10 protein-coding genes are annotated in these 19,336 nt (G+C 55.9%); 2 read left to right on the top strand and 8 right to left on the bottom strand.

Going from position 1 to position 19,336, the window contains the following annotated elements:
* Positions 1–2: 2 nt before the first annotated feature.
* The 4 genes from U738_RS22750 to U738_RS20080 are packed head-to-tail and all read right to left on the bottom strand — an operon-like array spanning position 3 to position 7,399.
* Positions 3–998, bottom strand: a complete 996-nt coding sequence (locus U738_RS22750; protein WP_050713262.1) for a hypothetical protein — start codon at positions 996–998, stop codon at positions 3–5.
* The gene (locus U738_RS23650; protein ID WP_035584662.1) at positions 991–4,542 is read right to left on the bottom strand and encodes a toxin VasX; all 3,552 of its coding nucleotides are present in this window, start codon (positions 4,540–4,542) and stop codon (positions 991–993) included. Before U738_RS23650 ends, U738_RS22750 begins: the two co-directional genes overlap by 8 nt.
* Positions 4,539–5,297, bottom strand: coding sequence for a DUF4123 domain-containing protein (locus U738_RS22745; protein ID WP_050713263.1), 759 nt, complete (start codon positions 5,295–5,297; stop codon positions 4,539–4,541). Before U738_RS22745 ends, U738_RS23650 begins: the two co-directional genes overlap by 4 nt.
* Positions 5,297–7,399 (bottom strand): type VI secretion system Vgr family protein, encoded by a 2,103-nt coding sequence (locus U738_RS20080; protein WP_035584659.1) that lies wholly within the window; start codon positions 7,397–7,399, stop codon positions 5,297–5,299. Before U738_RS20080 ends, U738_RS22745 begins: the two co-directional genes overlap by 1 nt.
* A gap of 240 nt (positions 7,400–7,639) precedes the next feature.
* Here U738_RS20080 and U738_RS20075 point away from each other — a divergent pair, with 240 nt between their 5' ends.
* Positions 7,640–8,353 (top strand): trimeric intracellular cation channel family protein, encoded by a 714-nt coding sequence (locus U738_RS20075; protein ID WP_081899170.1) that lies wholly within the window; start codon positions 7,640–7,642, stop codon positions 8,351–8,353.
* A 192-nt stretch (positions 8,354–8,545) separates the two neighbouring features.
* Here U738_RS20075 and U738_RS20070 read toward each other — a convergent pair whose 3' ends face one another.
* Complete coding sequence (locus U738_RS20070; RefSeq protein WP_035584656.1) at positions 8,546–11,530, bottom strand: hypothetical protein; 2,985 nt, start codon at positions 11,528–11,530, stop codon at positions 8,546–8,548.
* A gap of 109 nt (positions 11,531–11,639) precedes the next feature.
* Between U738_RS20070 and U738_RS20065 the strand changes: the two genes are divergently transcribed.
* Positions 11,640–12,347, top strand: a complete 708-nt coding sequence (locus U738_RS20065) for a DUF3581 family protein (protein WP_035584651.1) — start codon at positions 11,640–11,642, stop codon at positions 12,345–12,347.
* On the opposite strand, the gene U738_RS20060 is transcribed toward U738_RS20065, so the two are convergent.
* The 3 genes from U738_RS20060 to U738_RS20050 form a co-directional block, all read right to left on the bottom strand.
* A complete protein-coding gene (locus U738_RS20060; RefSeq protein WP_035584649.1) occupies positions 12,344–13,237 on the bottom strand; it encodes a transglutaminase family protein in 894 nt (297 codons plus the stop codon). The genes U738_RS20065 and U738_RS20060 overlap by 4 nt on opposite strands.
* Positions 13,234–15,663, bottom strand: a complete 2,430-nt coding sequence (locus tag U738_RS20055; protein ID WP_035584646.1) for a circularly permuted type 2 ATP-grasp protein — start codon at positions 15,661–15,663, stop codon at positions 13,234–13,236. Before U738_RS20055 ends, U738_RS20060 begins: the two co-directional genes overlap by 4 nt.
* A 62-nt stretch (positions 15,664–15,725) precedes the next feature.
* Entirely contained in the window at positions 15,726–19,076 is a 3,351-nt protein-coding gene (locus U738_RS20050) for a transglutaminase family protein (RefSeq protein ID WP_035584645.1), read from the bottom strand.
* Between the last annotated feature and the right edge of the window lie 260 nt (positions 19,077–19,336).

Below are 19,336 nucleotides of genomic sequence, written 5' to 3'. Positions count from 1 at the left end.
CTTTAACGCAACCGAATATTCTTTTGATACTTCTCTTCCTGGATTTTCTCTACTTCGGCTTCGCTCATATCTCTCCAGTAACGCGGGTTACGGCCTTTGCGCTGATCGGCTGCTGCCGTGGTAGGGTCTTTGTGGCGGTGTATTTCCAGAGCAGGCACATCCGGTAGCGGCTGGGAAACATCCATATAACGCTGGATAAACTGCCATGCTGCCACCAGCTCGCCGGGCATATTGGTAGGCGGGAACTGCGCATCCAGTTTCTGGCGAAGCCCTGTTTCAGGGTGGTAAAGCATCAGCGAATAAGTAGGGCTGCCTTGGGTATCCGGCGAGCTTTCAAGGTAGGCGTCGAATTCATAGAAAGGCGCTGCTAAGCGCTTTTCCCATGCTTTTTTAGGATGGTAGATAGTAAACAGACCACTTTGTCGATCAAGTCTCCAAAGAGGGTAACTTTTAGCACCAAAAGCTATATTCGGGTATCTACTACTTAGCCACTCTAAAGTTTTCCATATCAAAAAGGAAAAAGAGGAAATAGGGAAGACATAAAAGAATAAATATTTTAATGCATCAAAATATTCAGCAAACCCTGTGCTTACAAAGGGTATTAATAGCAAGCCAACAACGCAATATAAAAAAAATACCCACCATGGAACAAATGTAGAAAACTTCGCTATAGCCATGGAAACAACAAAAACAATAGCACTTTTTTTATAATTAGGAGGAATTATTAGCATGTGATCATAATAAGCCTTCATCGAGCTATAAGTAGCTTTTAGATCGCCTTTTGATTTGTCTCGATTATCTTCCCATGACTTTGAGATGTAAATATTATTATAACCATATTCGTCCTTAGTGCCGTTATCCTGAGTACGACGATACCATGTTAAACATGATCCGCTGATACGTTGACGATTCGAATTAGCCTCTTCCCAAGCTGCTCTTTTAGCCGGTTTGTAGGCAGTATTAGCGTAGTAGTTTTTTGGGTTAGGTTGATCAGACATTCAATGTTTCCTTTACCCAGTAATCACTATTAGACGATGTGCTATCAAAGACTTCTGCTATATCGCTAGGCGCGGCTTTGAGCGGTTCTGGCGCGGGATAGAACCGATCATTGGATAGAAAAGGGACTTGCGGTATTTCTCGAAACTGCACTTGCACATCCCAACGGTAGCCAATGCCTGTCTGAGGCCCCAATGCACGTTTACCCACTGGTGTGTAAACAAAGTAGCGAATGGAATGCGCAGAAAGCTGAGTCAGCAGTGGCGTAATCTGCGTTTCAGATTCTTTCGCCCAACCGCTATAGGCCGGTGTATTGTGAGTTTTTCCTTCTAGGCGCTTAATGATTGCGACATCTTGTAGCTCAACCCCCATGCCGGGCAAACCGCTTTTTACTTCAATGACCGTATTAATAGGTGTCTGCTGAATATGTTCTTGCCACATTTGGCCCATTAGAAATGACGTAGGCGTAGGGCGGTTATGGGTATCGCCCAGTTGGGTCATTAGTTCATCGCGCTCCTGTGGCGGCACCCGGCGGGCGGTAATAGTAATGTTGGCCAATATGCCTTGAAGGCGGTAGTAAGCCTCTTCGGGCTCTTCCAGCCAGGGCGCTACGCCACGCTGATCACCGAAGGGTCCATGCTTGACCCACTGTTCTAGCGGACCATCAGTCAACATAATGCCAGTAACCGCGCCACCTACCAACAGTGCTAATCCCACCCAGCCAACGGGCCCACTGAATACCAGTAGCATCGTAGCGCCTACCGCAGCCATGCCATACGCCACCGTAGCATCCATATCGCCTTCTTTAAATCGTTCAACAGCCTCCCAGGTCATTGTAACTGCTGCTAGTAGCCCAGCACCTCTAGCAAAAAGCCAGTTAACGGTAACTAAACGTGGAAACATTCGGCTAAAGATATTAGCTTGACCATTATTTATCACCACCTTTTGACTAAAGTTGCTTGTGTGAACAATAGGCCTTAAGACTTCATAACGGCGAGAGAGGTAATCACTTAAATTTAGCGTCGCAAGAGTCAAATCTAACCCTGCAGCAAAAATCCCCAACACTTTCTTGGCTTTTAAGCCAGTTGATAATGCGGCCCCGCTTTGACCCAAGTTCATAGCCTGAAAAGCAACCATTAAGTAAGGCAGCCGGGTGGTTCCAATCGCTCGTTCCGTAAAGCCAATTCGCTCGCGCCCCTGTCTAACCATCTCCGCTGCATCAGAGTCAATAGGGGCAAAAATAAACCGCACTTCGCGGGCTTCGCCTATATCTTTTATTGAGCGTAACCGGCTTTGATTGGTGCCCCCTAGCAGTTCACCATTGGAAGTGCGGTAAATATCTCCATAGAACTGCCGATGCCCATTGCGCGCAATGTAGTTGCGATCCGCACTATCGAGCCCAAACGTCATGCCTGACTGTACATCTTCCACGCCCAACAATACGAAATGGCTCATATCCACATTGCCCGTCGACTGAAAGGTCAAGTCTCCCAACAATGTATGTAGTGCTCCCCGCGATGCGTTGAAAGCGGGCATATAGATTCTGGCAGCCATGGCCGTTCGGTCGCCTTGGTCTGCCACCTGGCTAAGCACGTTCTTGCCGCTTAACGCTATGCGCCCGAAGACGTTGTCCATTGCTCCTGACCAGCGGTTGAGCTCACCAATCGTATTTAAGCGGGCGGCGGCGGCAAGCAATGAGACTTCTACGGTTTGTAGGTTCTCAGTGTCTGGCGGATTCCCGCGTTTACTTTCGTCTGCCAGCGCTTTGGCACGAAAGCGGCCTGTGCCGTCATTGCTTTCCTCTTCGGGTAGCACAAAAGTCTGGTCAACCGGGTGGGTTTCGCTGTCAGGGAAGCACATCGCATGCAGCGGTGCTGTACTGCCCTCTTCAAGCAAGCTGACTAAAGTGCGCTGAGCAGTTGCCGCGTTGGCGGTGTGGAATAGCGTTGGAATTGCTTCACCCACTAAGATATCGATACGCTTTGGGTCTAAGCTCAACGCGGTAAAACATTGCTCGGCTAAGCAGAAACCACTTAAGTAGTCGCTCTCTTCCAAACTGAAGTAGTCTACCAACGCTCGTTGATAAGCTGAATTGCCGATGAGTTCGGCCAGCCGTGTTTGGTGAAACTCCCAAAGCCGATGGGCCACATCTCGCGCTAAAGTGGCCACGCTGGTATGGAATTCGCCGCCTAAATATTTGAGCGCTTGATTGGACGCCAAGCTGCGCAATGGGTTGCTTTCGCCTCCAATGTTTTCGGGCATGATGCGCTTTTGCACCATAATAGCGCTGCGATAGTGGGGCTGTGCAGCGCAACGCTCAAGCAATATCGATAAGTAGTTTTGGGATAATTGCATCTGGCTCAGCGCGTGGCGAAGCTCGAACAGAGGGTCGTCGATAATTAGCCCAGGGATATGACGTTGGCGCGCATCTTCTAAAACATCACCACCATCAGGTAGCTCTTCCCAATTGGGTGGCTCGTTTCCTTCTTCTGATGGAGTCGATGTAGAGCTGCGGCGATACGCTTGGCACACTACATCCGCAGCGGCAGCCCGAAGGCCCACTTCACGCTTTAAAGGCGAGGCATCTCGATTGGCTTCGTTCCATGCACCATTAACCGCTTCTGCGCCTCCTTTGTCGAAGCTTTGTTGTTCGCTTAAAGCATGCTGATAGAGAGACGAAACAGCGCTGCCTGAAAGATCCTCTACCCAAAGTGGTGGGTGAGCAACTTGCAACTCTAGGCAAGGGGTGCGTTGGCGCTGGGGCACCAATTGCTCAGCGGCAAGAAGCTGACCGCTCACAACGCGTTCAGATGGGCTTTGCAGGGTGACCGATTGAAAACGCTGGTTGATCTCCGCCGGGTCTGTTTCCAGGCAGTTAAGCCGGGCCGCTGACCATTGAACGTCTGAAAAGGCTACCTTGACTTCGCCGCTTAGCCAGTTCGAGGCACGACGGGCAGGCAACCATATTTCCGTGAGGGATTGGCCCGTTGCTAAACGTTGGTCATCAACAAAGCCCTCGCTTTCATCGCGGTGCTTTGCCAGGTCTACATCCTTGAATTGCCATTCGTCGGACTCGGACACACCCACCTCAATTTCTCGCCATATAGATCCTTGATAGTGGATATACAGGTAGCCGGGGCGGCTCGGCAGGGCATGAGAGGCATCATCAACAAGGGATTGCCAAAAGGCGAGCGGCACAATGGGCTGAACAACATACTGCTGGAAAACCGTATCACGTTCATGCTCCTGCCAGGGGGTTTGGCCCACACCAGCAAACAGCGGTACACGTATTGGATCACCTTCTTCGCTGGCAATCTCTAACCATACATTACGACCTGGTTCTGCCTCCCACTCCCAGCTGTGGATACGGCTTATTGGTTCTGGCAGATCCTCTTCTTCTACAGCATCTGTTAACCCAGGCTGCTCTTGCTCGTCGTGTTCATCATAAAAAAAGAACCGATGACCTTCAGGGTGTTCTTTGCCAAGTACCTGGATAAACAGTTTGGGTTCTTCGCATGCCTTATGTTGGCTCAGTTCCTGACTCATACGGTGCTCTCTGCCGTGTCGCTAACCGGATTATGATTTTCAGCTGGGAATAACGCTTGTTGTGCTATATCACTGTTCAAGAAACGTTGTCGTATTTCCATATCGTCCAACGACTCACCTGGGCTTCTATACTGTTTAAATGCTCTCGTTAATCGAATATACCGTTCAAGCGCTTGCTCTTGATGCTTGGTCAGTTTTAGCACCTGGCAGGTGGCAGGCATTCTCTCATCCGTTTGATCACCTGCTTCCAGTGCTTGCCACAGAGGGGATGCCGTGTATTTAACTCCCATCTCGTCGCCTTGCCATATCCACTGGTCTATTGGCCCAAACCATTGCCTACTAACCCCTTCAGGATGACTAAATAGCGCAGCAGCAATATCGGGGTGGTAAAACCGCAACATCCCTTTTCGGTTGCCGTAAAATGTTACTTCCAGACAGCTTCGCAAGTGGGCTAATACTTCGTGTCTCGGGGCGCGACTAGCGATAACGACCCCAGGCGCAATTCCCCTTCTTGGATCGGCAGAAAATGTTTCTAGAATGCCTCTAGTAGCTTGGTTCAAAGGCATCATGATAGGGCTACGCTTCAAAAAATCTTTATAACGGGTCTGAAGAAACAACCAATCAAAATCAACATTGGGCAATTGCCGATATAGCGACGATAACGTGTTGCCGCTTTCTTCCAGCACCAGCCAATGCTGCAGCCCATTATTCTGATTTAGCAGTTGCGATAACGTGCTTGCTTGAATGACTTTCATCACGCGACATTATTCCTGCAGGGACAGTCAGCTAACGGGCAGCTTCCATCACGCTGCAATTGGCAAAGTTCAACCAAAGGAATGTCATCAGCCATGGCTTGCTCAAGCCGTTTACCAAAAACAGGCCCCATGGTGACGTCCTCACTTATCTCAGCCACCGCATGCCCAGGCAGTAGGGGAGCTTCCACCGCTTGACCGCTGCCATTGCCGGGGCTACCGCCTGCGTTGATACGTACCTTGGGGCCGACCATGGTGACCCCGCCACCGTCCAGTTTGAGAAAGCTGCCGCCAGCGTTCAGGGTGAGTTCGTTACCGGCTTCCAGCACGACTTTGTGGCCTGCTTTGATGTGCAGTTCGCGGCCGCTTTCGCTGAGCCAGGCTTGGCCCGCGCTGATATGCAGCGTGCCCTGTACCGTTAGGTGCTGCTGGCCTTCGGTGTGCTCGAAGCGGTTGCCGTGCACTGTGTGATGGTCGTCGTTATCGATCTCGCTGATGCGGTCGTTATTGACCTTCAAGAAGCTGTCGTTGCGGATCTCTTCAATGCGGTCGTTGAGGGTTAACAGCTCCAGGTCTTTCTGGGCATGGAGCCAAATCTGCTCTTCGCCCGCTTCATCCTCAAAGCGCAGCTCGTTAAAGCCTTCGGCCTTGTGGCTTTGGGTGCGCAGCACCGTGCGGGTTTTGTGTTCCGGCAGCGGGTAGGGCGCGGTGTTCACGGCGTGGTAGGTACGCCCGGTAACCAGCGGTTGATCGGGGTCGCCTTCCAAAAACGAGACGATGACCTCGTGGCCGATGCGCGGAATGGCGATGCTGCCGTAGCCACCGCCTGCCCAGCCTTGGGCGACCCGTACCCAGCAACTGGCGGTGTCATTAGGTTCCGCGTAGCGATCCCAGGGGAACTGTACTTTGACACGGCCATGTTCGTCGCAGTGAATCTCTTCGCCTTCGGGGCCCACCACAAAGGCCACTTGGGGGCCGTCTACCCTAGGCTTAGGGTTGGGCGTCGCCCGCCAGGGGGTATCACCGGGGATGAGGGTGACTTGGTTGTAATAACGGGTCATACCATTTGCATCACCCTGGGACTCTTTACCGACAAGCATGCCATCTTCTTCCAACGCCTGGGGCTGTTCTCCATGGTGAAGAACGCTGATGGCTTGCCAGTCCCGGTTGAGGCTGTCGGTATCGTGATCGGTCAGGGTGAAACGCAGGCCGGGGGCGAGTTCGGGGAGGTCGCTTTCGGCACTGGCGATGATCGCTTCGCGGCGCAGCTGCTCCAAGCGAATACGGGTAAACGGTTTTCCCGAGGCGTCCTGTTTATAACGGCCAGGATAGTCGTAGTGTTCGTAATCGACTTGCTGCCCATGGTCTTCTACATCGCGACCCAGGTGTTCATGTAGTTGTGCGTAAGCAGGCTTTTTAAAGCTGTAGTCTTTTAGCGTGGCGGTAGCCGCGGCAACTCTTGCCGTGTGGCTGAGTTTGCGAACATGGCGGTTGGGGGCCGTGCCACCAGCGCGGCTGTGGTAGCTGCGCGCGCCCAGATTAGTTAGCACCTGCGGGTCATCGGCAAACACCAACCGGTGAGCGCTCTCCTCGAATTCGTGGAAATAGAAAAGCCCCTCTTCGGCGGCCAGGCGTTCAATGAATGCCAGATCGGTCTCGCGGTACTGCACGCAGTACTCGCGCTCCGGCAGTTCGCGGTTCACGGCAAAGGCTACATCGGTAATGCCGCGCTCGTCGCACAGGGTATTGATGATGGTCAGCGGGTCGACTTTCTGGAAGATACGCGAGTTGTGGCGCAAAGAGAGCCGCCAGAGCGCTGGGCGCATTACTAAGGTATAGAAGGTGCGGCGGTGGCCACGGTCGCCCCGGCCAAACTCACTCACCACGCCACTTAATCGACGCAGCGGTTCGCCATCCTGCCAGATGGTCAGGGTGGCTTCACGATCCAGCAGCTCGGCAGCATCCAGGTTGCCATCGCGGCTGGCTAGGTTTAGCGCCAGTTCAAAGGGCTGGGAGAGCGCTTCGCGGTGTGTGAAGTCGATGACTGCGATGTCGTCAACGCCGGGTAGCGTTAGGGTGAATTGCAAACCGGTACTGAGCGCCATGCCCCCTCCTGGAATAATCGTCAAACGTCACCATGACAAATGAGAAACGCTTAGGATAGCGACCTAGTGATATACGACAACCCCTAGAAGCTATCTGTCGGCAATGTCTTACAAGTCGTGTAGGCAATCTCTTACAAAACAGCGATAAACTGATTAAAAAATGAACGATTATGTGGCTGGTTGTGGCAGCGAGAGTGCTATCCTGCCTGCCTTCATAGATGCGAGCAAAAGGAGAAGGGCGTGTCGGGCGTGGTCTACTGGCTGGATATGGCGGGTGTCATCGTGTTCGCGCTGTCGGGCGTGATTTTGGCGTGCCGGTCGCGCATGGATCCGATTGGTATGCTGGTGTTGGCGGCGGTCACCGGCATTGGCGGGGGCACGCTGCGGGATTTAGTGCTGGGCGTTAGGCCGGTGTTTTGGGTGACGGATCCGACCTACCTTTGGGTGATTTTAGCCACGGTGAGCGTGTCGTTGATGGGGTTTCACTATATCCACCGCCTTTCGCGGGGGTTTTTGCCCATCGCCGATGCGTTTGGGTTGGCGCTGTTTACGGTGATTGGTACGCATAAAGCACTGCTGCTGGGGAGCTCAGGCACGGTGGCGGTATTGATGGGCATGATGACCGGTGTAGCCGGCGGCATGATCCGTGATGTATTGGCCCAGCGAGTGCCCATGGTGCTGCGCGAAGAGGTGTACGCCACGGCGGCGATGGCCGGAGGAATTGTCTACGTGGCGCTGCATGCGCTGGAAGCACCACTGACGATAGCGATTGCCGCCTCGCTAGGCGTTACCCTTGGGCTGCGTTTGGCGGCGATCCATTGGCACTTGGCGTTGCCGGTGTTTGCCTGGGTCACGGTGCCGCCGAAAACCCATGACGAGGCTGCTCCGCTCTCTACGCCGCAAAAGGCTAAAGAGCGAGTGAGGATAATTCGCCGTGAGCGCAAAAAACGCTAGGCTCTGTCTGAAAACTGGCTGCGTTCGACCATACGGCGTTAAAAATCGGCTCGTGCGCGAGTCCGATCAAAGTACTCATTTACAACACGTAAACTCGCGCGCGAGTCCGATCCGTCTTTTCGCCGATTTTTGCCTTGTCTGGCCTTCGCTCGCCGACTTTTCAGACAAAGCCTAAGGGCTAATCATTAACGTCTAATTGTTAGGGCCTCGGGAGCGGTTTGCTTCACGCCAACGGTCAAACCAGCGGCGCGGCTGAATCACCCGCAAGGTGGGCTCGCTGTCGTTAAGCTCCACCCCTAACCCAAGCACGCCAAGCCGGGCATAGAGCGCGCCGTTGGCACTGCGCTCGGCCAGCGTGACATCCGAAAGGAGCAGCAGTGGGCCGCCGGTGAGTGTTAAGTCACTCAGGCTAATTTGCTCGCCGCTGATCGCTAGTTGTGCCGTTCCCTCGATATCGTGAACATTCAACAGTCTTCCTAGCCAGTCGCTGTCCCTTGCCCGGGCGAGAAACAGCCGGGCCAGTAAGCCGGTATCGCGCATCTCAAGGCGGAGCTGGCTGGCGAGGCGAATAGGATCTTCCCAGGCCAGGGTTGCCTCATCCATTGAAAGCTGCACCCACCAACCAGCATCTGAAGAACCATTTTCACTCTGGCGATTAACGTTTTCCAGGCGTAAGAACGAGTCGTCGGCGGTAAAGCGTCGTGTTTCCAGGTCACCTTCGGTTAGCTGTAGATAGAGTTGTAAGTCGCCGCTAAGCCGCTGGTCCAGCAACGCTAGCTCAGCGCCAAAAGCGCGCAGCGTGACTTCGCCCTGGGCGTTTAACCCCTCCAGCAGCCACTCGCTTTCCAGGCTGGCCTGGCCATTCAGTAAGGTAATCCCCGCGCCTTCTGGCAGGTAGCGGTTGTAGCGGGTGAAGTCGGGCACCTCGGTAATCGGCAGCGCAATGCGGGTGATGAAATGCTCGGGCTGGGGGGATTCCAGTACATCGCTAAAGCGCTCGGTTTGCGTGGTGAGGGCGAAGTGGCGCCCTTCCAAGTGAGGACTGTCATCATCTTGGCGCCTTAGCGCAAAGCGGGGAATGCCAAGCGAGAGTTGGGCCTGCTCGGGGCTATCCAATTGGGCGGTAAGCTCACCACGCCCGGTGGCGGTATAGTCTAAAAACGAGACCTCTAGCTGGTCGGCGTTGACCCGCAGCCGAGTGGGTGCCAGTAAGCGGTTATCGCGAAAGGCGCCTTGAGCGGAGAGTTGGCCTTCCCCAGCGATAGTTAAACCGTGCGCATCAGGTAAAAAAGCATTTAAAAAGCTAAGCCGTTGCACGCTGCCTTCAAGCGCAAACTGCCCGCTGGGTACGTTGTCGCGGCGTTGAAGTCGGCCATCGGTCAAGACCAATACGCTCTGTAAGCGCTCACCAGGTTGCTCGATATCGGCCACTTGCCAGCTTAATCGAGCGCCACTGATATTCAGCGCTGAGCCATCTATTGCCGCCTGCTCAATGGGCAGTAAAAGCTGCATATCGCTGGTTAAGGTGCCGCTTTCGTCGCCGTGCTGCCAGCGAGTGGTCAGCGCTTCTCCGGCTAAGCTTACCTCGCCGCTGAGCTGTTCTGAAGCGATGTTGAGCTGGCCGTGACTGGCGGCTTGGCCGCTAAGCAATTGCAACGGCGCAGGGGCTGGCAGCATGGAACCTAAGTAAGTTTGTAGCACGCTGATATCAGGCAGGTGCGCGGCTTGCCAACTGAGTGTCGCGGATGCATCTTCACGGGCTCGTTGTGCATCGATGGGACTCGTGGCGACGACACTGATGTCGGCATCGTCAAGCAGCAGGCGCTCTTGGTGATGCAGCGTGGCCTGGCTAAAATTCAGCGTTGCCTCAATCCTTTCTTGGGGGGGTAGCTGGGCGTTCAGTGAGCCGCTGCCTTGGGCAGTAAAACCAAGCGTGTCGGCTGCTAGTTCAGGGGCTTGAATACTCAGCTGGGCATCAAAAGGTCGCGACCCGCGAATGCTTGCATTGGCCTCGATTTGACCATGGCCAGAAAGGCGAACGCCCTGTCCGTCCAAACTCGTATCCAGGTAGCGGTTAAGCATATCCAAACGGGTAATATCGCCCTGAAGCGCCAGGGTTGCTGCTGTAGGAAGGTCGAGGTGATCCAAGCGCTGATTGGGAATTTGGCTGGCCAGGCGTAGCTCCGCGTGCTCTGCATATGTGTGTGAATCGAGGTGTGAATCGGCTAGCTCTTCTTCTGCTAATACGACATCGGTCAACTGCGTCGAAAAATGCAGCTGATCGTTTTTAACCGCTAGGCGAACTTGGCCCTCCCCGGTAGCCGTATGGCGTGGTGACGGGTTATCCGCCACTATCCAGCGCGGCGAATCACTCGGTGCGCGTAAACGCTGCTCATCAACGGCTAAGCGCAGCTCAGGTGCGTCCAGCATAAGTTCGCTACCGGGTTGTAACTTGCCTGCGGTTAGCTCCAGCTCCCCCGTCAGCGCCCCGCGCCCCTCCAAGGTTAGCCAGGGTAGGGCGTCTAGGTAGGGCATAAAGACATCCCAGGCATCCGCCTGGGCATCCAACTGAAGTTGTGCGGAGAGCGCTGCCAGTAGATTGGGGTTCAACTCACCGCTCCCAACATCGACAGGGTTTATCGTTTTGAGCGTGGCATCTGCGTTAAGATTGATAGCGCTCACTAAGGTGGTTTGATCGCTTAGGCGAACTAAACGACCATTAGTGATAGCGAGGGAAACCTGAGGGATCGCTAGTGTGTCGCGACTTAAGGTGGTCTCTGCGACCTGTAGCTCGCCGTCAGCTTCGAGGGCGATGTCACCAACGGTCAGGCGGCGTATACCCTCAGCATCCAGTGCATCGATATGCAGCTCGCCGCGCAGCAGGGCCAGTAGCGACAGCGAAAGGGTGGCGCGTTCGGCCTCAATCGAGATGGGCAGTGCTTGATCTTCACGGGCTAGATAAAGCCCCTCGACTTCCCAGCGGCCTGGGTTTCGGCTGGCGCCTTTTTCCCAGCGGATATCGACACCTTCGAATTGCGAAATGCGTGCCGGAAGCCATTGGCTATTGAGCAGCCAATAGCTGCCTACCACCCAGATAAGGATGAGAAACAGCAGGCCAATCAACACCCTCAGCAGCAGGCGGGGTAGGCGATTTTTAGCAGTGTTCGCGTCTGACATAGTGGTTTCCCTAGCAGAGAACTCCTGTTGGGGCGTGTTTTGTGGCATTATGCGCGGCGTTGGGCAGTGACGGGTTTTCGATTTCAACGCTAGGCAGGCAACAAACGCCATGTTCAAGGATTTTTACGCGCAACGCGGAGAGTATGTAGTGATCTCTGCAGAGCAGGCCAGTCGCTTCGCCAAAGGCGTGGCGGGTGATTACAACCCTATTCATAACCCGGATGCACGGCGCTTTTGTGTGCCCGGTGACCTACTGTTTGTGCTGATACTCACAAAGTTTGGGTTGTCGCGGCAAATGGAATTTCGTTTCACCAACATGGTGGGCGCTGACACGCCGCTTAAGTTTAGCGAAGCAGAAAACGGTGCACTTCACGTTTGCGATGAGGGCGGCAAATGCTACTTGCAGGTGGTGCGTAGTGGTGACATTACTCACGATCCCGCGGTAGTGGAAGCCTTTGCGCGTTGCTATGTCGCGTTTTCTGGCAAGAACTTTCCGCACTATCTCAAACCGCTGATGGAGCAACATGGGGTCATGTTTAACCCCAAACGCCCCTTGGTGATCTACGATAGCATGGGGTTTTCGCTTGAGCGTTTAGATGGCTTTTCGCCGGGCTTAATGCTGAACCACTCTTCGTTAGAGGTTCACGGGAAACGCGCCGATGCGCTGCTGGAGTTCTCGATTGAATCCGCTGGGGAAGCGGTGGGTGTCGGTTCCAAGAAGCTTGTGGTGAGTGGCCTGTGTGACTACGACGCCGATGAAATGGCCGCGATAGTAGAAGAGTTTTACCGCTTAAAGGCCGCCTACGAGTCGGCCTAGCGTTCCATCGAGGCTATCGGCGGCATCATAGCCTGCGGCATCACATCGACTTCGACTTCCAATTGATGCTCGCCACCGCCATTCATAACGCCTTTGAGCGGGGCGACATCGGCGTAATCACGCCCCCAGGCCAGCACCGGATGCTGCTCGCCAGCCACGGTGCCGTTGGTGGGGTCGAGGGCCAGCCAACCCCATTCAGGAATCCAGGTTGCCAGCCATGCATGGGAAGCATCTGCGCCGATCAGGCGTGGCTGCCCAGGCGGCGGCTGGGTTTCTAAGTAGCCGCTGACATAGCGGGCGGCGAGACCCACCGAGCGCAATGCGCCAATCGCCAGATGAGCGAAGTCTTGGCACACGCCGCGGCGGTTGGCGAGCACTTCGCTTAGCGGTGTCGCCAGCGTGGTGAAGCTGGGGTCGTACTCAAAGGTTTGATGAATCAGTTCATTAAGCGCTAATGCCGCTTCAACGATCGGTCTGCCTGGGGTGAAGCAGCTGTGGGCAAAGCTGGCTAGCTCAGCGTTTCGGCGGATAAACGGTGAGTCGAGGCGGTAGAGCTGAACGTCAAAGCTGTTTGCCTGGCTAAGGTGCTGAGCAACGCTTTCCCACGCTGAGGAAGTAGGCGGCAGTGCTGCCAAGGGCTGTGTGCTTAGTGGTGTTACCACCGTTACATCCAACGTTTGATGGACATCCTCCATAGCGAAATAGAGCACCCGATTGCCAAATACATCGCGGCGCTCCATCTGCACCTGGGGCACAGGGCTGATCTGTAGTTCCGAGGCGCCACATTGCTGGTGCGGCGTTTTACGGGGCAGCACGCGTGCCTCGCTATGGCATAGCGTCACTGGGGCGCTGTAGTGGTAGCGAGTGGTATGGCGCAGCGTGTAGTTCATGCATCAGGCTCCATGCTGACTAACTGGCGTGGCCGCTCCACATGGCTGAAATGACTCTGGCTGATGGCTTCAGAAAGCGCGCTTAAGGGTTCAATCAACGCATCCAGCAGTTGCTCTAAAGCCTCTTGTGCCTCTGGCGTCTCGGCCAAGTGACTTAAACGATCAATATCCGCCAGGTGCAGCGCCGCATTGGCTTGAATCAATAGCCGTCGCTCAGCGTTGCGATAGGGCGATGTGCTGCCAGGCAGGCGATCCATCTGGCGCTCAATGCGCTTGAGCATATAGCCCACCGAGCGGGGATTGGTTTCATCGAATAGCAGTAGATCGAGAATCGCCGCCGGGTGAAGCTCGCTGCGGTAGCGGCGGCGATAGGCGGTAAAGTTATCGGTGGTGGCGAGCACCACTTCCCATAGCGCTAAGCCCGGTGTGTGCGGCGCATTGAGGGTGAGCTTGAGCAGTGAGAGCAAGCCCAGCACACGATCCAAAAAGCGACCAATATCCATAAACCGCCAGCCGTAGTGGTGGGGCATGGTTTCGTTGCACAGCCCAAAGAAGGCGGCTAGCTGGGCCGACAACCCTTCGCAGGCGCGCCTTGCAGCGCTGGCCCCTAAGCTGGGGTTGAAGGTGGCCATGCGCTGGCGCAACTGGTGGACTACCCGCCAGGAATCGTCGCCTAAATGGTCGCGCACGCTGCGCGCATTGCGCATTAGTTGGGCAAACAGCGGCTGCAGTGCCTGGGGGTCCACATCGTCAAATTGGGCCAGCAGTGCGGCGCGCTTTAGCTCAAAGCCAATCAGCGGCGCCTGTAGCCGCTGCTCGTCCTCTTCGTTTAGCGTGGTGATATCGAGCGCTAGCAGCAGTTCATCAAGCAGTTGGTCGGCGATCTCATCTTGGTCGTACTCCATCAGCCTCAGCAGCGCTTCACGTAGCAGTCGGGCGCGGGTATCTAAGCGCTCACCGTAGCGGCCTAACCAAAACAGGCTTTCGGCTACTCGACTGGGTAGGTCGGTGCCGTCACGGGTGGCCACCACCGGTCCGCGGGCCTGGCGCAACTGGCTAACATGGGGCTGGGGAGCGGCGGCGGTGACCCACACATCCTTAACGATAGTGCTGCTTAGTGATGGCAGGCCAGGTTCTCCCACCCAGGCTAAACCGCCGGGCATTACTTGGTACTCACTGGCTTCACTGCTTTTGGCAGTAGCGTTGCTGTGGATCGTGGCGCTGACTGGCGTGCGGGTCACAAAGCAGCGTAGGTTGAGGGTGGTGGGCTCGAGCCGCTGTAGATAGCTATCAAAAACCGGTGCGGTGGCGGACACCGTCGTGGCATCGGCGTTGGGCAACAGCAGGGTTTCACCCAGCAGGTGTTCGCACAGCATCGGTAAGTAATCGGCTAATACAGGGGCTTCCAAAATGCCCACCCCCAAGGCGTTCGATAGCGCTACGCCGCCTGCGCGCATGGCCTGGAGTAGCCCGGGTACGCCCAGCTGCGAATCGCCACGCAGTTCCAGCGGGTCGCAGTAAGCGTCGTCGCAGTGGCGCAGTATCACATCCACTGGCTGTAAACCGCCCAGCGTACGCAGCCACACTTGGGTATCGCGTACGACTAAATCCTGTCCCTCCACCAGCGCGATATTGAGATAGTTGGCCAGGTAGGCGTGCTCAAAGTAGCGTGGGCTGGCCGGCCCCGGCGTTAGTAGGATAAGTGTGGGGTTATCGCGATGCTGATAGGCCATGGCGATCAGCGTACGGTGGTGCAGGTCGAGAAACCCCGCTAACCGTTTTAATGGTGCATTGCGGTACATATCCGGCAGGGCGCGGGCCATCAGTATGCGATTTTCAAGCGCAAAACCGGTGCCTGATGGCGCCTGTAGGCGGTCTGCCATCACCCGCCACTGGCCTTTTGCATCCAGAATGACATCCACACCGTGAAAGTTGATCGCTGCACGGTCATTGGGTAGCGACTGGTGGCAGGGCAGTAACAAATGCGCTGAAGCAAGCAGTTCCTGGGTGGGTAGCCGCCCCGCCTCAAAAAGTGTTTTGGGCCCATAAATATCATCATAAAGGGCGCTTAGCAGGCGACTGCGCTGGGTTAGCCCCACGGCTAATGCCTGCCACTGTGCTTCATCGATCACCCAGGGCAGCGGATCAAGCCGCCACGAACGCCCCTGGGTGTCATCATGCATATTAAAAATCACGCCGTTTTCAGCCAGCAGCCGCTGTATTTCTTCATGCTGCTGTAAGCGCCCAGTAGGGCCCATGCCTTCAAGTGAGCTCAGTAAGCTCTGCCAGCCGGGGCGTAGCTGCCCCTGGCCATCGAGCATGGCGTCAAACGTGCCGGGCTGTCCCTTGCCTAGCTGATGTAAGTAATCCTCAACGAGCCCGTTAGCCACGGGCGCGAGAAGTGAGGGAGAGACAGGGGCCGTCATTATCCTTGTAATCCTGAGAAAGGTGGGCGGATTATCCTGCACTAGCCGCTAAGAGGAAAGCATTAGCTTGGTGTCCAGCGTAAGTCGAGGGTTTGCGGCAGTTCCAGGCTGGGTGTTTCCAGCTTGGGCACCTGATGACCATGGCGATGACCGCTGTCACTAAAACGCCCCAGTCGGCGCGCTTCCGCTTCAAACGCATTAACCGGGAAGGTGTCGAAATTGCGTCCGGTCGGGTGTACCACGTAGTAGGTGCAGCCTGCCACGGAGCGCTGGTTCCAGGTGTCGATGACATCAAAGACCAGCGGCGCGTGTATGGGAATTTGCGGATGCAGCGCAGACGGTGGCTGCCAAGCGCGGTAGCGCACCCCAGCCACCGCTTCGCCGTTTCTGCCGGTGGCTGAAAGCGGCACCCGACGACCGTTGCAGGTCACCACGTAGCGGTCGCCGCTCATGCCACTGACTTTAACTTCCAGGCGCTCGACGGATGAGTCGACGTAGCGGGCGGTGCCCCCGGCAGAGGCTTCTTCGCCCAATACATGCCAGGGTTCGATAGCTTGACGCAGTTCGATATCCAGCATTGGCGTGTGCAAGCGCCCGTGGAGCGGAAAGCGGAACTCCAGGAAGGGGGCAAACCACTCCAAATCAAAATCAAAGCCGTGATGGCGTAAGTCGCTTAACACATCGTCAAGGTCATGCCACAGGTAGTGGGGCAGCATCCAGCGATCCTGCAAGGCGCTGCCCCAGCGCACCGGTTTGGCCCGATAGGGTGTTTTCCAGCAGCGCGCAACAAGGGCGCGGATCAGCAGCATTTGCATCAGCCCCATGCGGGCATGGGGTGGCATCTCAAAGCCGCGTAGTTCCAGTAACCCTAGCCGCCCGCTATCGCTATCCGGCGAGTAGAGCTTGTCGATACAGAACTCGGCGCGGTGGGTGTTGCCGGTTAAGTCAGTCAGTAGGTGGCGCAGCAAGCGATCCACCAGCCAGGGCTGCACTACTTCGCCTTCGGGCATTTGCTGTAGGGCGATTTCCAACTCGTAAAGTGCCTCGTGGCGCGCTTCATCTACCCGCGGGGCTTGGCTAGTGGGGCCAATAAACAGGCCTGAAAACAGGTAAGAGAGGCTAGGGTGGTGCTGCCAGTAGGTGACTAGGCTGGCAAGCAAGTCTGGGCGGCGTAAAAAAGGTGAATCCTCAGGGGTAATCCCGCCAAGGGTGACATGGTTACCGCCGCCGGTGCCGGTGTGGCGGCCATCAAGCATAAATTTTTCGGTGCCCAAACGGGTTTCACGTGCCTCGGCATACAGCCGTTCGGTTTGCGCGACCAGGGTTTGCCAACTGGCGGCGGGCATAATATTCACTTCGATCACGCCCGGGTCGGGGGTGATCATAAAGTTTTCCAGTCGCGGATCCCGAGGCGGTGAATAACCCTCTACCATCACCGGGCAGGCGAGCTCCTTGGCGCACTCCTCAACGGTGCTGAGTAGGTCGAGGTAGTGCTCCAAGCTGGTTAGCGGCGGCAGAAAAATATGCAAGCGGCCATCCCGTGGCTGCACACATAGGCTGGTGTGAATAACACCACTTTCCGTGTCGATTTCCGCCCGTGGCTGCTGCTGAACCGATTCGCCCTCTGGGTGTGATGGGCTCGGGTGGCTGGTTCGACCCAAGCGTTCGGCATCGCTGAGGTGGTGTTGTTCGGCGTTGCGGCGAGCAACTTCGCCGTGAATGTCGCCCAGCTCTGGGCGGGGCGCGAACAGCGATTCCGGTTGAGGCTGCTCTTCTGGGGCAGCCCAAGGCAGCGCCGAAAGCGGTAAACGCAAGCCCATGGGGGAGTCGCCGGGCACCAGGAACAGGTGTTCACGCTTGAGCGGCCAGCGTCCGCTCTCCCAGCGGTGGGCCTGGCTAAGCGAGTGGCGCAGCGGCAGGGCATAGCCAACCACTTCGTCTAAGCCTTGTTCTAATAAGCGGGCTAAACGGTGACGTTCGGCGTCATCTTTGAGATTGGCTTCGCGTGGGTCAACGTTCACCGGTAGCGACTGCTCTTTCCATAGATAGTAGTAGGCATCCTCGAACGCCGGAATCCAGTAGCGTTCGGCCACACCCAGGCGTTCGCTTAGCGCTTTGGTAAAGCGCTGGGCCATTGCATCATCTACATGGAGCTCTGGTGCGCCGTCTAGGCAGGCCAGCCATTGGGGATCACGCCATAGTGGTACGCCATCTTTACGCCAGTAACAGGCGAGCGCCCAGCGGGGCAGTGGTTCCCCGGGGTACCACTTGCCTTGCTGTTGCTGAATAGCGCTGCCGGGGGCGTAAGCGGCCTGGAGCCGGGTTAGCAGTGCCTCAGCGCGTTCGCGTTTGTGCTCGCCCAGGGCTTCGGTATTCCACTGTGGGCTCTCCATATCGTCGACCGAGACAAAGGTGGGTTCGCCGCCCATGGTCAGGCGTACGTCCTGGTGGAGCAGTTCGGCATCTACCTCGTCACCCAGCGCGCAGATACGCTGCCACTGCTCATCGCTATAGGGCTTGGTGACCCGTGGGTCTTCGTGGATACGCTCCACTTCCATGGTGACATCGAAAGTGACTTCACACTTATCCGAAAACCCGGTAATCGCGGCCGCACTGCCGGTCGTCGGGGTGGCGGCGAGGGGAATATGGCCTTCGCCAGCGAACAGTCCCGAGGTGGGGTCGAGCCCCACCCAGCCTGCGCCGGGGAGGAATACTTCGGTCCAGGCGTGTAGGTCGGTGAAATCTACTTCGCTCCCGCTGGGGCCATCCAGCGCTTTAACATCGGACTTGAGCTGAATGAGGTAGCCGGAGACAAAGCGTGCGGCGAGGCCCAGGTGGCGGAAAATTTGCACCAACAGCCAGGCGCTGTCGCGGCAGGAGCCGCTGGCGAACGTTAAGGTCTCTTCGCAGCTCTGTACGCCGGGCTCCATGCGTACCAAATAACCAATATCATCCTGCAGGCGTTGATTCAGCGCGACCAGGAAATCGACGGTGGTAGTGGGCTCGCGGGGAACAGCCTTGAGCCACTCCATCAACCGCGGCCCGGATTCCGTTATTTCCAGATAGGGGCTTAGTTCCTGGCGCAGCGCTTCGGGGTAGGCAAAGGGAATCGTTTGCGCAATGTCGTCCAAGAAGAAATCGAACGGGTTAATCACCGTCATCGGGGCGATGAGTTCGACCGCAATGGTTAACTCTTTACGCGGTTCGGGGAACACCACGCGGGCATTGAAGTTGCCAAACGGATCCTGTTGCCAGTTTAAAAAGTGGTCGTCGCCGGAGAGTTTGAGCGAGTAGGCCTCAATATGGGTGCGGCAGTGGGGCGCCGGACGCAGCCGAATAACATGGGGCGAAAGACGCACCGGGCGGTCAAAGTGGTAGGTCGTGCGATGATACAAGGCAACGCGAATGGTCATGGGCCACCCTCAAAAGAACCGTTATCAACCGGTGGGTCGGTTGGGTTAAGGAATAACCGAACGTTTCGCAAGTATCGTTCCACTTTTACTTTTTTGCAGCCGCTATCTTAACTAAGGCGTTTAACTAAAGTGGAAATCACTTAATGCACCAAAATAGCACTGCTTTTATGCACTGCTTTTATGCACTGATATAGAGCATGTGGTCGCTTTAATTGGCTCGTGCTCCCTGTCAAGTAGCGTTTAAGTAAGCGAACGTTGAA

This window comes from Halomonas sp. TG39a (assembly GCF_000744395.1).
Lineage (GTDB): Bacteria > Pseudomonadota > Gammaproteobacteria > Pseudomonadales > Halomonadaceae > Vreelandella > Vreelandella ventosae_B.
This window is presented reverse-complemented; position numbering and strand designations above follow the sequence as displayed.

Bases quoted from the DNA above. Each gene is read 5' to 3' on its own strand.
- U738_RS22750 (WP_050713262.1), bottom strand. From the start codon at position 998: ATGTCTGATCAACCTAACCCAAAAAACTACTACGCTAATACTGCCTAC.
- U738_RS23650 (WP_035584662.1), bottom strand. From the start codon at position 4,542: ATGAGTCAGGAACTGAGCCAACATAAGGCATGCGAAGAACCCAAACTG.
- U738_RS22745 (WP_050713263.1), bottom strand. From the start codon at position 5,297: ATGAAAGTCATTCAAGCAAGCACGTTATCGCAACTGCTAAATCAGAAT.
- U738_RS20080 (WP_035584659.1), bottom strand. From the start codon at position 7,399: ATGGCGCTCAGTACCGGTTTGCAATTCACCCTAACGCTACCCGGCGTT.
- U738_RS20070 (WP_035584656.1), bottom strand. From the start codon at position 11,530: ATGTCAGACGCGAACACTGCTAAAAATCGCCTACCCCGCCTGCTGCTG.
- U738_RS20065 (WP_035584651.1), top strand. From the start codon at position 11,640: ATGTTCAAGGATTTTTACGCGCAACGCGGAGAGTATGTAGTGATCTCT.
- U738_RS20060 (WP_035584649.1), bottom strand. From the start codon at position 13,237: ATGAACTACACGCTGCGCCATACCACTCGCTACCACTACAGCGCCCCA.
- U738_RS20055 (WP_035584646.1), bottom strand. From the start codon at position 15,663: ATGACGGCCCCTGTCTCTCCCTCACTTCTCGCGCCCGTGGCTAACGGG.
- U738_RS20050 (WP_035584645.1), bottom strand. From the start codon at position 19,076: ATGACCATTCGCGTTGCCTTGTATCATCGCACGACCTACCACTTTGAC.